This window comes from Azohydromonas australica DSM 1124 (assembly GCF_000430725.1).
GTDB classification, from domain to species: Bacteria; Pseudomonadota; Gammaproteobacteria; order Burkholderiales; family Burkholderiaceae_C; genus Azohydromonas; species Azohydromonas australica.
Genome location: NZ_KE387205.1, coordinates 130,908 through 143,952, shown reverse-complemented (window position 1 = coordinate 143,952; position 13,045 = coordinate 130,908). Strand labels below are relative to the sequence as shown.

General features: G+C 65.0%; 13 protein-coding genes. All 13 read left to right on the top strand.

The features are described from left to right. The 13 genes from H537_RS0124605 to H537_RS0124545 all read left to right on the top strand — a co-directional run bounded on the left by H537_RS0124605 (window position 1) and on the right by H537_RS0124545 (window position 12,942). Window positions 1-777: an SDR family NAD(P)-dependent oxidoreductase gene (locus H537_RS0124605; RefSeq protein ID WP_028999968.1), complete on the top strand. Its 777-nt coding sequence runs from the start codon at window positions 1-3 to the stop codon at window positions 775-777. Next, entirely contained in the window at window positions 708-2,033 is a 1,326-nt protein-coding gene (locus H537_RS0124600) for an ABC transporter substrate-binding protein (protein ID WP_238446783.1), read from the top strand. The genes H537_RS0124605 and H537_RS0124600 overlap by 70 nt, the downstream gene beginning before the upstream one ends. Before the next feature lie 58 nt (window positions 2,034-2,091). Further along, window positions 2,092-3,015 carry a branched-chain amino acid ABC transporter permease gene (locus H537_RS0124595; RefSeq protein WP_028999966.1) on the top strand — a complete coding sequence of 308 codons (924 nt, stop codon included), beginning with the start codon at window positions 2,092-2,094 and terminating at the stop codon, window positions 3,013-3,015. Next, on the top strand, window positions 3,012-4,790 hold the full coding sequence (locus tag H537_RS0124590; protein WP_028999965.1) for a branched-chain amino acid ABC transporter ATP-binding protein/permease: 1,779 nt from the start codon (window positions 3,012-3,014) through the stop codon (window positions 4,788-4,790). Before H537_RS0124595 ends, H537_RS0124590 begins: the two co-directional genes overlap by 4 nt. A 15-nt stretch (window positions 4,791-4,805) precedes the next feature. Further along, on the top strand, window positions 4,806-5,519 hold the full coding sequence (locus tag H537_RS0124585; RefSeq protein ID WP_028999964.1) for an ABC transporter ATP-binding protein: 714 nt from the start codon (window positions 4,806-4,808) through the stop codon (window positions 5,517-5,519). Beyond that, a complete protein-coding gene (locus H537_RS0124580) occupies window positions 5,520-6,707 on the top strand; it encodes an NADH:flavin oxidoreductase/NADH oxidase (RefSeq protein ID WP_310733028.1) in 1,188 nt (395 codons plus the stop codon). Window positions 6,708-6,775: 68 nt separating this feature from the next. Further along, window positions 6,776-7,735: an MBL fold metallo-hydrolase gene (locus tag H537_RS0124575; RefSeq protein ID WP_028999962.1), complete on the top strand. Its 960-nt coding sequence runs from the start codon at window positions 6,776-6,778 to the stop codon at window positions 7,733-7,735. 83 nt (window positions 7,736-7,818) lie between these two features. Next, entirely contained in the window at window positions 7,819-8,355 is a 537-nt protein-coding gene (locus H537_RS0124570) for a VOC family protein (RefSeq protein WP_028999961.1), read from the top strand. A gap of 11 nt (window positions 8,356-8,366) precedes the next feature. After that, on the top strand, window positions 8,367-9,674 hold the full coding sequence (gene fahA / locus H537_RS0124565) for a fumarylacetoacetase (RefSeq protein ID WP_211235068.1): 1,308 nt from the start codon (window positions 8,367-8,369) through the stop codon (window positions 9,672-9,674). After that, window positions 9,671-10,030 (top strand): hypothetical protein, encoded by a 360-nt coding sequence (locus H537_RS45340; RefSeq protein ID WP_156901916.1) that lies wholly within the window; start codon window positions 9,671-9,673, stop codon window positions 10,028-10,030. The genes fahA and H537_RS45340 overlap by 4 nt, the downstream gene beginning before the upstream one ends. 13 nt (window positions 10,031-10,043) lie before the next feature. Then, the gene (locus H537_RS0124555; RefSeq protein WP_028999959.1) at window positions 10,044-11,258 is read left to right on the top strand and encodes an MFS transporter; all 1,215 of its coding nucleotides are present in this window, start codon (window positions 10,044-10,046) and stop codon (window positions 11,256-11,258) included. Next, a complete protein-coding gene (locus H537_RS45335; RefSeq protein ID WP_051243211.1) occupies window positions 11,255-12,184 on the top strand; it encodes a DMT family transporter in 930 nt (309 codons plus the stop codon). The genes H537_RS0124555 and H537_RS45335 overlap by 4 nt, the downstream gene beginning before the upstream one ends. 71 nt (window positions 12,185-12,255) lie before the next feature. Further along, a complete protein-coding gene (locus H537_RS0124545) occupies window positions 12,256-12,942 on the top strand; it encodes an EthD family reductase (RefSeq protein ID WP_028999958.1) in 687 nt (228 codons plus the stop codon). Window positions 12,943-13,045: the final 103 nt, after the last annotated feature.

Genomic DNA, 13,045 nt, shown 5'->3' with positions numbered 1-13,045 from the left:
ATGAGCCAATTCGATCAAATCGTTCCGCGAATTCTTGTTGACCGCCTGGCCTTCATCACGGGGGCTGGTCAGGGCAACGGGCGAGAAATCGCCATTGGTCTTGCCCAGGCCGGTGCCCGTGTCATCGCCACGGACATGAACGAGCAGGCCGTGAACGAAACGGCGCAGGCAATACGCGACCAGGGCGGCACCGCGTGGTCCTTCGCGCTGAACGTCACGCAGCCCGATGCCTGTGAGGCGCTGGCGCAGCGAATCGCCAATGAGATCGGGCAGGTCGATCTGCTCGTCAACAACGCCGGGATCATCATCCGCGAAGGCAGTGACAGCCCGCGCGCGGCCAGCAACTGGCAGCGCACGATGGACGTGAACGTGAATGGCACATTCAACGTCACCCAAGCGTTCCTGGTCGCACTTCGAGCGACGCGCGGCACGGTGCTGAACGTGGCTTCCATCGCCGCTTATGCGGGTCAAGGTGGCAGCCTGGGCTACTCGCCGTCCAAGGGCGCGATCAAGATGTACACGCAGTCGCTCGCGGCCGAACTCGCCAAGGACGGCGTGCGTGTCAACGCGCTGGCTCCCGGCGTGATCGAGACGCCCATGACCGCTGCGACGCGCGAGAACCCCGAGCGGATGGAAAAGTTCATGAGCCGCATCCCAATGGGGCGGGTGGGGCAACCGGGCGAGCTCATCGGCCCCGTGATCTTCCTGTGTTCGCGGATGTCGGAATACGTGACGGGCGTCACCCTGGCCGTAGACGGCGGCTTCCTGGCCATCTGAGCCGCAAGACGACCACAACCTGTGCCGCCGCAGGCGGCAAACAAGCCTTGAAGGAGACAAGCATGAAATTCAATCGCATTTACCAGGCAGCCGTCGCAGTGGCCGCCGCCGTCGGTGCAATGGCCGCCCAGGCCCAGGACATCAAGCTCGGCTACAACGGTGACCTTTCCGCCTCGCCGTCCGCACAGAGCGGTCAGGCGGCCGTGCTGGGCATGCAGGCCGCCATTGAAGACGTCAATGCCGCCGGCGGCGTGCTGGGCAAGAAGCTCACGCTGGTAGTGCGGGACGACACGTCGCAGCCGCCCAAGTCCATCCAGAACATGAGCGACCTGATCGACAACGAAAAGGTTGTCGCCGTGTTCGGGCCGACCAACTCGGGCAATGCGATGGCGTGGAAGCACATCCCGAACCAGAAGAAGGTTCCCGTGATCGGCAACGTCGCCTCCGGTACCGACATCACCAAGCCGATGAGCCCGAGTGCCGACAACTACATGTTCCGCGTGTCCATGGTTGACCGCGAGCAGGTGGCTGCGCTGATGGCCTACGTCAAGAAGAACCCCACTTCCAAAAAAGTGGGCCTGATGGCGGAAACCACCGGCTACGGACAGGGCGGCCTGAAGGACATGGAGGATCTGGCCAAGGTCCAGGGCATCACGCCCGCGGCGGTGGAGCGCTTCGGCGTTGGCGACACCGACGTGACGTCGCAGCTCAACAAGATGAAGGCCGCCGGGGTTGACACGATCGTCGTGTGGGCGCAGGGCACACCCATCGCGCAGGTCATGCGCAGCATGGAGAAGATCAACTACTTCCCCACCACGCTGAGCTCCTGGGCTGCTGACAACGTCACGTTCTTTGACGCAGCCGGCAAGACGCTCGCCGAGAAGCCGTTGTTCATGCGCACGGTCAGTGAGCACCGCACGCCGGGCCAGCAAAAGCTGTTCGATCGCATCGGCTCCAAGCTCAAGGCCCCGAGCGCGTTCTCCTTCGCGCTGCACGGCTATGACTCCGTGCTGGTCGCGGCCCAAGCCATCAAGCAAGCAGGCAAGACCGATGGTCCGGCGCTGAAGGCAGCGCTCGAGGATCTGCAGGCACCCGTGAACGGGCTGCTCAAGACCTACACCAAGCCGTTCTCCAAGACGCAGCACGAGGCGCTCACCGCCAAGGACTTCGTCTGGATCAAGTGGAAGGACGGCAAGCTCAGCCCGTACAGCGACCCCATCATCACCGGCCTCACGGCTGTCGACATCAAGCAGTAATTCATTGGACCGAACGGCGGGCGTTCAGACCCTGCTGCGGTCTTAACGGAGACAGATCATGTCCGAGGCATTACTCCAGGCCCTCCTCAGCGGCCTGGCCGTTGGTGGCGCATACGCCCTTGTTGCACTGGGCTTCAGCATCACGTTCACGACCACGAAGACGTTGAACTTCTCGCATGGCGAGTTCGTGTCAGCGGGAGCCTTCATCGGCATGAGCGTGCTCTTCCTTGCGTTGGGCAAGCCGCTGAGCTCCACGTCCTTCGGCTCAGACGTACCAGGCAGCGGCGGCCAGCTGCTGGCCCTGCTCGTGACGCTGGTCGTCATGGGCGCACTGGGCTGGCTGCTCTACAGACTTGGCGTGCGGCCCTTCGCGGGCCGGCCCGGGATGGCTTGGGTCATGAGCACGCTGGGTTTCGGCGTGATCCTGCAAAGCGTCGGGCTGGCAGTTTGGGGACCGAAGCCGGTTGTCGTGCCGGCACCTGTGGGCGACGAGGTCATGCGCATTGCTGGCGTGGGCGTGCGTCCGCAGGAACTGCTGATGCTTGGGGTGGCCGTGGTCATCATGGTGGTCTTCGACCGCGTGATGCGCACCACCATGCTGGGCAAGGCCATGCGTGCCGTGGCCTTCAGTCCCTCCAACGCCAGCCTGATGGGCATCAACGTCAACCTGGTGATGGTCGGCGCCTTTGTCTTTAGCTCCGCACTGGCTGGACTCTCCGGCTTCTTGCTGGCCCCTATTGCGCAGGCATCTTTGTTCATGGGCCTGTCCGTCGGTCTCAAGGGCTTCTCGGGCGCCATGATCGGTGGCCTGAGCAATCCTCGCGGTTGCGTCATCGGCGGCTTCATCCTCGGGGTCCTCGAGTCGATGGTGAACCTTTGGCAAGCACAGTGGCGTGAAGTCGTGATCTTCGTGCTGGTCATTCTCGTCCTCGCCTTCCGGCCCAACGGGCTGTTCGGCACCAAGCTCGTGGAGAAGGTATGACTTCCGCGCGTCACGTTATCGGCGTTGTCGTGGTCGCTGGCGCCCTGATCGGGCTCACCGGCCAGATCGGCAACGACTACTACCTGCGCATCGCCTTCACGATGTGCACCTACTACCTCTGTGCGGCCGGGATGAACGTGCTCGTCGGCTTCTCAGGCCAGAAGTCGCTGGGCCAGGCCGGGCTTTTTGCGGCCGGTGCCTACGCGGCGGCGCTGCTGTCCACGCACACCGATATCAGCCCCTGGCTGCTGCTGCCGCTGGCCGCGGTGGCGGCCGCCGCCTGCGGCGTGCTCATTGCCCTGCCGTCGCTGCGCGTCAAGGGGCCTTACCTTGCCATGGTCACGCTCGCCTTTGGCGTGGTGATCGAAAAGCTGGTGAGCGAATGGACCGAGGTGTTCGGCGGTGCCCAGGGCCTGTACGGCGTCAAGTCACTGACATGGCAGGGCGAGCCGCTGACCACGTTGCAGTGGGTGTGGTTTTCCATCGGTCTGTCCGCTGTCGTCCATATCCTGCTGCGCAACGTGCTTACCGGCCGCTTCGGGCGTGCATTGCTGTCGCTGCAGGCCGATGAGATTGCGTCGTCCTCGGTAGGCGTGCGTGTCTATCGCGCCAAGGTGATGGCGTTCGTGATCGCCGCCGTGACCTGCGGCATCGCCGGCGCCATGGTGGCCCAGCAGAACCAGTACATCAACTCCGACTTCGTCACCTTCCACCTGTCCATCTTCATCCTGTTGCTGGTGCTGCTGGGCGGGTCAGGCTCGTTGATGGGACCCTTGGTGGGCGCCGTGGTGCTCACGGCAATCGACGCGCTGCTGTCACGCTGGCCGGCTGTCCAGCACTTCGTCTACGGCGCGCTGCTGCTGTTTGCGCTGTACGTGATGCCCAGAGGCGTCACGGGGGTGTTCTCGAAGTGGTTCCGCCGGGATCCCCTGCGCAGCCCGGGTACGGACCGCAGCAGCGTTGCCAACCTGCGCCTGTGCGAGGGTGGGCATGGTGATCTGCTGGAAGTCAAGGGGGTGACCAAGTCGTACGGCGGCGTCAAGCCCGCCCAGGACGTCTCCTTCAAGCTGCGCCGCGGCCACATCCACGCCCTGATCGGTCCGAACGGTGCCGGCAAGAGCACGATGATCAACATGATCACCGGTGTCGTGACGCCGGATGCGGGCTCGATCGTCTTCGCCGGGCAGGAAACCACCCGGCAGCCGGTGCACGCCATCTGCGCGCTGGGCATGGGCCGGACCTTCCAGAACCTGCGCCTGTTCGGGGATCTCTCGGTGCTCGACAACGTGCTGCTGGGTCGCCACACCCGCATGAAGAACGGCTTCTGGGCCTCGCTGTTCGCACTGCCGTCGGCTCGCAAGCAGGAGGCGATGGCACGCGACTACGCGATGAAGATCCTCACGCTGGTGGGCCTGGCAGAGCTGGCTTACCAGCCGGCCGGCAGCCTGCCGTACGGACTGCAGCGGCGTGCCGAGCTGGCGCGTGCCCTGGCGACGCAGCCGCAGCTGTTGCTGCTGGACGAGCCGGCAGCGGGTCTGAATCCGCAGGAAACCGCTGAGCTGGGCAAGCTGCTGTGCGATATCGGCAAGCGCGGCGTGAGCATCCTCATGGTCGAACACCACATGGACTTGGTCATGTCCGTTTCGGATCACGTCATCGTGCTGGACTACGGCGTCAAGATCGCCGAAGGCAAGCCCGCCGACGTTCAAGACAACCCGCGTGTGATCGAAGCCTATCTCGGCGCTGCCGATGAACCGGCGGCCTGCGCCGCCTGACCGCAGGAGCAAACCATGCTGAAACTCAACTCCGTGCGCATTGCCTACGGTGCCATCGAAGCGGTCAAGGGCGTGAGCCTGCAAATCCGCCAAGGCGAAGTTGTGACGATCATTGGTGCCAACGGGGCAGGCAAGACGTCGCTGCTCAAGGGCATCGCCGGGCTGGAACCGCTGGCCGGAGGGACCATCACGTTCGACGGCCAGGACTGCAGCAAGTTGCCGGCGCATCGCCGGGTGGGGATGGGCATCGCCCTGTCGCCCGAAGGACGGGGCGTGTTTGCCGACCAGACGGTGCGCGACAACCTGCTGCTGGGAGCCTACGCCGTCAAGGGACGCGATCCCAAGCGCACCGAAGAGCTGATGGAGCGCGAGTACCGTCGCTTTCCACGGCTGCGCGAGCGCCAGAACCAGTACGCGGGCACCTTGTCCGGCGGCGAGCAGCAGATGCTGGCGATGTCACGCGCGCTGATGAGCGAGCCCAAGATGTTGCTGCTTGACGAGCCTTCGCTGGGGCTGGCACCGCTAATCATCAAGGACATCTTCAAGGCAATCCAGCAGCTGCGCGACGCCGGGCTCACCATTCTGCTGGTCGAGCAGATGGCCATGCAGGCGCTCGGCGTCGCGGATCGTGCCTACGTCCTGGAGACCGGTCGCGTGACACTCGAAGGCACCGGCAAGCAGTTGCTGGATGATCCCAAGGTCCGCGCGGCCTATCTCGGCACGCATTGAATGGCCGTGTCACTACCACGAGGAACTGCTATGACGGGCCACGAGCTGCCGCTCCTGTTCCAGCCGCTGTCCCTTCGGTCGCTGCGGCTGAAGAACCGGATCGTGATCTCTCCCATGATGCAGCACGCCGCCGACAACGGGGCGGCGACCACCTGGCACTTGGTTCATCTGGGCAAGTTCGTGCTGGGCGGCGCCGCGCTGGTGTTCACCGAGAGCACCGCAGTAGCGCCAGAAGGGCGCATCGGCAAGGCGGATCTGGGTCTCTGGTCGGACGCCCATGTGGCGCCGCTCAAGGAAATCGTTGACTTCGCGCACCAGCAGGGCGCGGCCATCGGCGTGCAGCTCGGACATGCCGGCCGCAAGGCGGGAAGCTACCCGCTGTGGGAAGGCGGGGCGGCCTTGACGCTGGAGGAAATGGCACAGGTCGATCCGACCTGGCAACGGTATGGGCCCAGTGCGATCCCGGCTGGCCCTGGCTGGTCCACGCCCATCGAGATGGACCATGCCGCCATTCGCCAAGTCGTGCAGGACTTCGTGTCGGCTGCCCAGCGGGCCGAGCGCGCTGGCTTTGACGCGGTGGAGTTGCACTTCGGCCATGGCTACCTGGTGGCCAGCTTCCTGTCGCCGCATTCGAACCAGCGTACCGACGAGTTCGGCGGCAGCCGCACCGGCCGCATGGCGCTGGCCTTGCAAATCGCCACGGCCGTGCGTGCCACGTGGCCAGCGGCGAAGCCGCTGTTCTGCCGCATCTCCACGGTCGATGGCTCCATCGGCGGTTGGGACGTCGAGGACTCCGTCGCGCTGGCTCACGAGCTCAAGCTCGTCGGCGTCGATGTCATCGACTGTTCCTCCGGCGGCCTGACGGAGCAAACCCGGGCGTTGCCGGTGCCGCGTGGCCTGGGCTTCCAGGTCGGTTTCGCCGAGCGAATCCGCTCGGAGGCCGCAGTCATGACACAGGCCGTCGGGATGATCGTCGAGCCTGAGCAGGCCGAAGCGATTCTCCAGGCGGGCCAGGCCGATCTCATTGCCCTGGGGCGCGAGGCTCTGTTCGACCCCTATTGGCCGCTGCACGCACGCGAAACCCTCGCGCCCGATCCCGCGTTCAGCGACTGGCCGATGCGTCATGGCGTGTGGCTCGCCAAGCGCCAGCCGGCATTGCAGAAGGCGCTGGCAGAGCGCTTCGAATAAACCCCACCGCAGCGTTGGCTCGTGGGCGGTCCAACGTCCCCATTGCTTTCATTCACAGGAGTCATTCCATGAACGCACCCAAGAAGTTTGCTTCTCAAGCCGACCTCGAAGAAAAGAAGGTCAGCTTCACACAGTTGTCCGAGCATGCCTGGGCCTACACGGCCGAAGGCGACCCGAACACCGGGATCATCATTGGCGACGACGCGGTGCTGGTCGCTGACACCCAGGCCACGCCGGCGATGGCGGCCGACGTGATCCGCCGCATCCGCGAAGTGACGGACAAGCCCATCAAGTACGTCGTGCTCACGCATTACCACGCCGTGCGCGTGCTGGGTGCCTCGGCCTACGAGCCGCAGCAGATCCTGGCCAGCCAGGACACCTACGACCTGATTGTCGAGCGTGGCGAGCAGGACAAGGCCAGCGAGATCGGCCGCTTCCCGCGCCTGTTCCGCAACGTGGAGACGGTGCCTGCCGGGCTGACCTGGCCTACGATGACCTTCACGGGGAAGATGACGCTGTGGCTGGGCAAGCTCGAAGTGCAGCTGCTGCAGCTCGGCCGCGGCCACACCAAGGGCGACACCGTCGTGTGGCTGCCCCAGGAGCGCACGCTGCTCTCGGGCGACCTGGTGGAGTTCAATGCCACGCCGTACGCGGGGGACGCCTACTTCAAGGACTGGCCGCAGACGCTGGAAAACGTCGCGGCGTTGAAGCCCAAGGCGTTGGTGCCCGGACGGGGTCCCGCTCTGATCGGTGAGGAGCAGGTTGCCGCCGGCTTGACCGAGACGGCCAGCTTCATCGCTGATGTGCGCCGCAGTGTCGAGGAAGGCGTGGCCGCCGGCAAAGACCTCAAGGCGGTCTACAAGGACACCTTCGCCAAGCTCAAGCCCAAGTACGGCCAGTGGGTGATCTTCGACCACTGCATGCCGTTCGACGTGACGCGCTGCTATGACGAAGTCACGCAGTACCCGGATCCGCGCGTGTGGACGGCCCAGCGCGACGTGGAGATGTGGGAAGCGCTCGAGTCCTGATCGACAGGTTCCCCGTCACCCACCAGCCGACGGGCGGCGCAGGGCGCCGACCCGGCGGCTGCTCACACCCCAGGAGATTCTCCATGCTGATTCAGAACGTTCACCACGTCGCCTACCGCTGCAAGGACGCCAAGGAAACCGTCGAGTGGTACGGCAAGCACCTTGACATGAAATTCGTGCTCGCCATCGCCGAGAACGAAGTGCCCTCGACCAAGGCGCCTGATCCCTACATGCACGTCTTCCTGGACGCAGGCAACGGCAACATCCTGGCCTTCTTCGAGCTGCCCAGCCAACCTCCGATGGACCGTGACCGCAACACGCCCAGCTGGGTACAGCACCTGGCGCTGCAGGTGGATTCCATCGACACCCTGATCGCCACGAAGGCTCGGCTGGAGGCTGCCGGCATCGAGGTCGTCGGTCCGACCGACCACACCATTTTCAAGTCGATCTATTTCTTCGACCCCAACGGCCACCGCCTGGAGCTGGCCGCCGACTGCGGAACGCCCGAGATGATGCGCAAGCTCGACGAGGTGAAGTGGGACATGCTCGAAGAGTGGAGCAAGACCAAGCGGGCTCCGCAGCACGCCGCCTGGATGCATGATGGCAGCGCTGGCGCCTGAGGAACGCGGCGATGGTGCAACTCAACGAAACCCACGATCCGGCCCTTCGCAGCTGGGTCGACTCGGCCAACTACCCGGATACTGACTTCCCGATCCAGAACCTGCCCTTTGCCGTCTTCCGTCGCAAAGGCAGTTCGGAAGCTTTTCGCGGTGGGGTGGCCATTGGGGACCAGATCGTCGACTTGGCGGCCGTGTCCGCGGCCGGCCTGTTCGATGGCGCTGCCGGTGAGGCGGTGGCCGCTGCAGCACAGGGCAAGCTCAACGCGCTGATGGCACTGGGCCAGCCCGCCTGGCGCGCGCTGCGGCTGGCGCTGTCGCGCGCGCTACGCGATGGCGCGGCCCAGCAGCCGCGGTTGCAGGCTTGCCTGGTGCCGCAGGTCGAAGCCCAGTACGACGTGCCCGCGCGCATCGGCGACTACACGGACTTCTACACCTCCGTGCACCATGCCACCAACATCGGGCGTCTGTTCCGTCCGGACAACCCGCTGATGCCCAACTACAAGTGGGTACCTATCGGCTACCACGGCCGCTCCTCCAGCATCGCCGTCTCGGGCCAGGTCTTCCGACGCCCGGTGGGCCAGACACTGCCCGCGGGCGCCACACAGCCGGTGACGGGCCCCAGCCAGCGCCTGGACATCGAGCTGGAGCTGGGCATCTTCATCGGCAGCGGCAACTCGCTGGGCGAGCCGGTGGCTATTGAACAGGCCGAAGACCATGTCTTTGGCATCTGCCTGCTCAACGACTGGAGCGCACGCGACATCCAGGCCTGGGAGTACCAGCCGCTGGGGCCCTTCATGTCCAAGAACTTTGCCACCACGATCTCCCCTTGGATCGTCACGCTCGACGCCCTTGCGCCGTACCGCGTGCCCTTCCAGCGCCCCGAGGGTGATCCGCAACCGCTGCCCTACCTGGATTCCGAGGCCAACCGTCGCGAGGGCTCGCTCGACATCCAGCTGCAGGTGGACCTGCTCACGCCGCGCCTGCGCGAAGCGGGCAGTGTCGCCACCATCTGCCGCACCAGCTACCGGCACGCGTACTGGACCGTGGCGCAGATGGTGGCCCACCACACGGTCAACGGCTGCAACCTGCAGCCGGGCGACCTGTTTGGAAGCGGCACGCTGTCGGGCCCGACGCTAGACCAGGCCGGTGCGCTGATCGAGCTCACTTCCGGGGGCAAGCAGCCGCTGCAGCTGCCTGACGGAGAAACGCGCACCTTCCTGCAGGACGGTGACAGCGTCATCATCCGCGGCTGGTGCAAGAAGCCCGGCGCAGCGCGCATTGGTTTCGGTCAATGCATGGGTACGGTCACGGCGCCATGAAACAGCCCGTGCGCGTGAGCGAAGCCGCCGCGATGGTGCCGCAAGGAACCACCGTCAGAGGTGGCGGCTTCATGGGCGTCAGCAATCCGCACCGGATCATCGATGAACTCGTCCGCCAGGATCGTGGCGGGCTCGCGCTATACCGGTCACCGACGGGGTCCGCGCGCGTCAAGCGCTGCACTCGTCCCGTCACGTCCGTGCGCCGCGTGGACCTGCTGGTAACGGAGCTGCCCTTCATTCAGCCTACGCCGGACGGGCTGATCCTGAGGGAAGCGGCACCTGGCGCGACTGTGCAGCAGGTGATGGACGCCACGGATGTCGATCTGACGCTGGACGCGGCACTGCGTCAGCCCTGAGGCAGTGACTCCAATGAGCGACACCACGGCCGTTTCCCGCCGCCTTCGCTGTGCCGGCATAGCTGCCTTCGGCGCCATGGCCGCCATGCGGGCGTGCGATGCAATGCTGCTGACGCTCGCTGGTGAGTTCGGCCGCAGTGTGGGCGATGCCTCGCATGTGATTTCGGTATTCGCGATCAGCTATGGCTTGCTGCAGGTCTTCTACGGCCCGCTTGGCGACCGCATTGGCAAGCTGCGGGTGGTGGCTTTTGCGTCCGCCGCTTGTGCGGCAAGTTCCATCGTGGTGGCCATGGCGCCAACGCTGGACGCGCTGGTGATCGGTCGTGCCCTTATGGGAGGAGCTGCAGCCGGTGTCATCCCGCTGACGATGGCATGGGTGGGCGACAACGTGCCCTACGAGCAGCGCCAGGAAACCTTGGCCAAGCTGCTTGGCGCCACCGTCAGCGGCATGATCGCCGGCCAGTGGCTTGGGGCCTGGATCACGGAGACGCTGGGCTGGCGGCAGGCCTTCTGGGCCTTGACCGTGGTATTCGCCGCGGCAGCCTGGTGGCTGCGCACCGAACTCACCGGACACCGTGATGACGTCCATGGGCCGTCAGAGCTTGCGCCCGGCAGGCCCACGCAAGCGCCAGGGCTCACGAATCCGTTGACGCTGCTGCGCAATGCACGGGTGCGCTGGGTTCTTGGAGTGACAGCCCTGGAGGGCGCGCTGGTGTTCGGTTCACTGGCATTCATCCCCAGCCATCTGTCCCAGCATTTCGCCTTGAGCACGTCGTCCGCGGGCGCGGTGCTGGCACTGTACGGGGTAGGGGGCTTGGTCTACAGCCGCTGCGCGAAGCGCTTGCTTCGGTGGATGGGCGAGCGCGGCCTCGCAACCGCCGGGGGCACGCTCCTTGGCATCGCATTGCTGACTTTGTCGTGGGCCCGCCACTGGCTTCTGGCCTTGCCTGCTTGCCTGCTGGCAGGCATGGCTTTCTACATGCTGCACTCGACGCTGCAGACGCAGGCGACCCAGATGGCGCCGGCGCGTCGCGGTGCCGCTGTGTCGCTGTTCTCCTGTGCCTTGTTCTTCGGCCAGTCCATCGGGGTGGTCGTGACTGCGATGGCGGTGGACCAGGACTGGACCCGCTGGTGTTTCTCGGTGGCGGCCATTGCACTGGTGGTCCTGGGCAGCGTTGTCGGGCGCGGCGTCGCATCCCGCATCGCACAGGCGGTACAAGCGCCATGACATCGGCCCGCTTGCATGCCCGCACTCACTTGGCGCTGTTCGCGACGGCCATGATGTGGGGGCTGAACGTCACGGCAGTGAAGCTGCTGACGCACGACGTTGACGTGATGCTCGTGGCCAGTGTGCGAACGGTGCTTGCCGCATTGGCCTTGACTGCCCTGGTGATGTTCGACCCGGCTTCGCCCCCCCGGTGGACGTTGCGCCTTGCCGTGTTCGGCGTCGCAGGCGCGCTGCTCATGGTCTATGCCAACCAGGGCTTGTTCGCTGCAGCCATGTTGCGCACTTCTGCGACCAACGCGGCGCTGATCATGGCGCTTGCCCCGTTCATTTCCGCGTTTCTGGAAAGCCTGCTTTTTCACAAGCCGCTCGGCGGCAGGCAACTGGGTGGGATAGCCATCGCGCTGGCCGGTGTCGCGGTTGTTGTTTTGATGGCGCGTGGTGCCTCCTGGACCGAGATCTCTTCAGGTGACTTGCTGATGCTGTGCGCGGTCTGCGCCTTTGCCGCCGGTGGTGCGACGGTGCAGCGGCTGTCACGCTGCGCCAGCCCGATGGTCATCACCTGGTTTGTGCATGTCGTGGGCGCCGTGCTGTTGATGTTCCATGCGCTTGCCGCAACGCCCAACGCCGTGGCATCGATCTTGTCACTGAACGGCTGGCAATGGACACTGATGCTGTACTCCGGTGTCATGGCCACCGCATTGGGTGCAGTGGCGTGGGGCCGCGGCATCGCCGCACTGGGCGTGGGCCGCACAGCGAACTACCTGTCGTGGGTCCCCATCTTCGGCGTGGGTTTCGGCGCCTTGCTGCTGGGCGAACCGTTGAACTGGTGGCATGCGTTGGGACTGGCCGCCGTCCTGGCAGGAAGCGTGCTGGCCGCCCGGGCAGCCGGTCAGGATACCTGTTCCTCGCTCGGCGTCTGCACTTAAAGAACCTCCCATGTGCACAGGGTGCACATGGCCGCGCTTACCGCTTTTCCTTCCACAGCAGGAGTACTGCCATGATCGTTCGTATGGGTCTGCTCAACAAGAAGCCCGAGTGGTCGCTCGCCGACTTCCACCGCCACTGGTCACAAACGCATGGCCCAATTGCAGCTCGGCTGCCGGGCTTGCTGCGCTATCACCAGCACCATGTCGTCGATTCGCTGCAACGTGGCATCAGCTACAAGCGCGGGCCGGAGCAACTTGACGGTTTCTCCGAACTGGTTTTCCAAAGCGAGGACGCCATGCGCGCTGCGTTTGCATCGGATGTGGCACCGTCACTGGCCCAAGACGAGGCAAAGTTCCTGGGCCGCCTGCGCATTCTCACGCTGGATCAGCGCGAAGTCATTGCGCCTCCCACTGGCGAGCGCTTGATCAAGCGCATGTCGCTGCTGCGCCGCCACGCAGACGTCGACGAGGCAACATTCGAGAGGGAATGGCGAGTGGAGCATGCGCGCCTGGTGAAGCTCACGCCCGGCGTGCGCGGCTACAGGCAGAACCTGGTGGTTGGTCGCGAAGCGGTGAAGGGGACTCCTTGCGGCTATGACGACCTTCCGATCGACGGGGTCGTCGAGTTGTGGTTCACCAGCACCGACGAGTTGAATCAGGCATTTGCCTCACCGCAAGGCGTGACGTTGATGAACCATGCCACGGCGTTCATCGATGAAATCACGACGTTCATGGTCGAGACCCACGTCGTGGTGTAAAGGCATTCAATTGTTCGTGCTCTCTTTCGCCACAACCTTCGTTGTAGTGGGCGGCGGCACGAACCCTCTGAATGTCTGACTGATGATGACCCGAAGATGCCCT

Coding starts and splice junctions, on each gene's coding strand:
- H537_RS0124605 (WP_028999968.1), top strand. CDS start 1: ATGAGCCAATTCGATCAAATCGTTCCGCGAATTCTTGTTGACCGCCTG.
- H537_RS45340 (WP_156901916.1), top strand. CDS start 9,671: ATGAAACAGCCCGTGCGCGTGAGCGAAGCCGCCGCGATGGTGCCGCAA.
- H537_RS45335 (WP_051243211.1), top strand. CDS start 11,255: ATGACATCGGCCCGCTTGCATGCCCGCACTCACTTGGCGCTGTTCGCG.
- H537_RS0124580 (WP_310733028.1), top strand. CDS start 5,520: ATGGCCGTGTCACTACCACGAGGAACTGCTATGACGGGCCACGAGCTG.
- H537_RS0124575 (WP_028999962.1), top strand. CDS start 6,776: ATGAACGCACCCAAGAAGTTTGCTTCTCAAGCCGACCTCGAAGAAAAG.
- H537_RS0124585 (WP_028999964.1), top strand. CDS start 4,806: ATGCTGAAACTCAACTCCGTGCGCATTGCCTACGGTGCCATCGAAGCG.
- H537_RS0124595 (WP_028999966.1), top strand. CDS start 2,092: ATGTCCGAGGCATTACTCCAGGCCCTCCTCAGCGGCCTGGCCGTTGGT.
- H537_RS0124545 (WP_028999958.1), top strand. CDS start 12,256: ATGATCGTTCGTATGGGTCTGCTCAACAAGAAGCCCGAGTGGTCGCTC.
- H537_RS0124570 (WP_028999961.1), top strand. CDS start 7,819: ATGCTGATTCAGAACGTTCACCACGTCGCCTACCGCTGCAAGGACGCC.
- H537_RS0124555 (WP_028999959.1), top strand. CDS start 10,044: ATGAGCGACACCACGGCCGTTTCCCGCCGCCTTCGCTGTGCCGGCATA.
- H537_RS0124590 (WP_028999965.1), top strand. CDS start 3,012: ATGACTTCCGCGCGTCACGTTATCGGCGTTGTCGTGGTCGCTGGCGCC.
- fahA (WP_211235068.1), top strand. CDS start 8,367: ATGGTGCAACTCAACGAAACCCACGATCCGGCCCTTCGCAGCTGGGTC.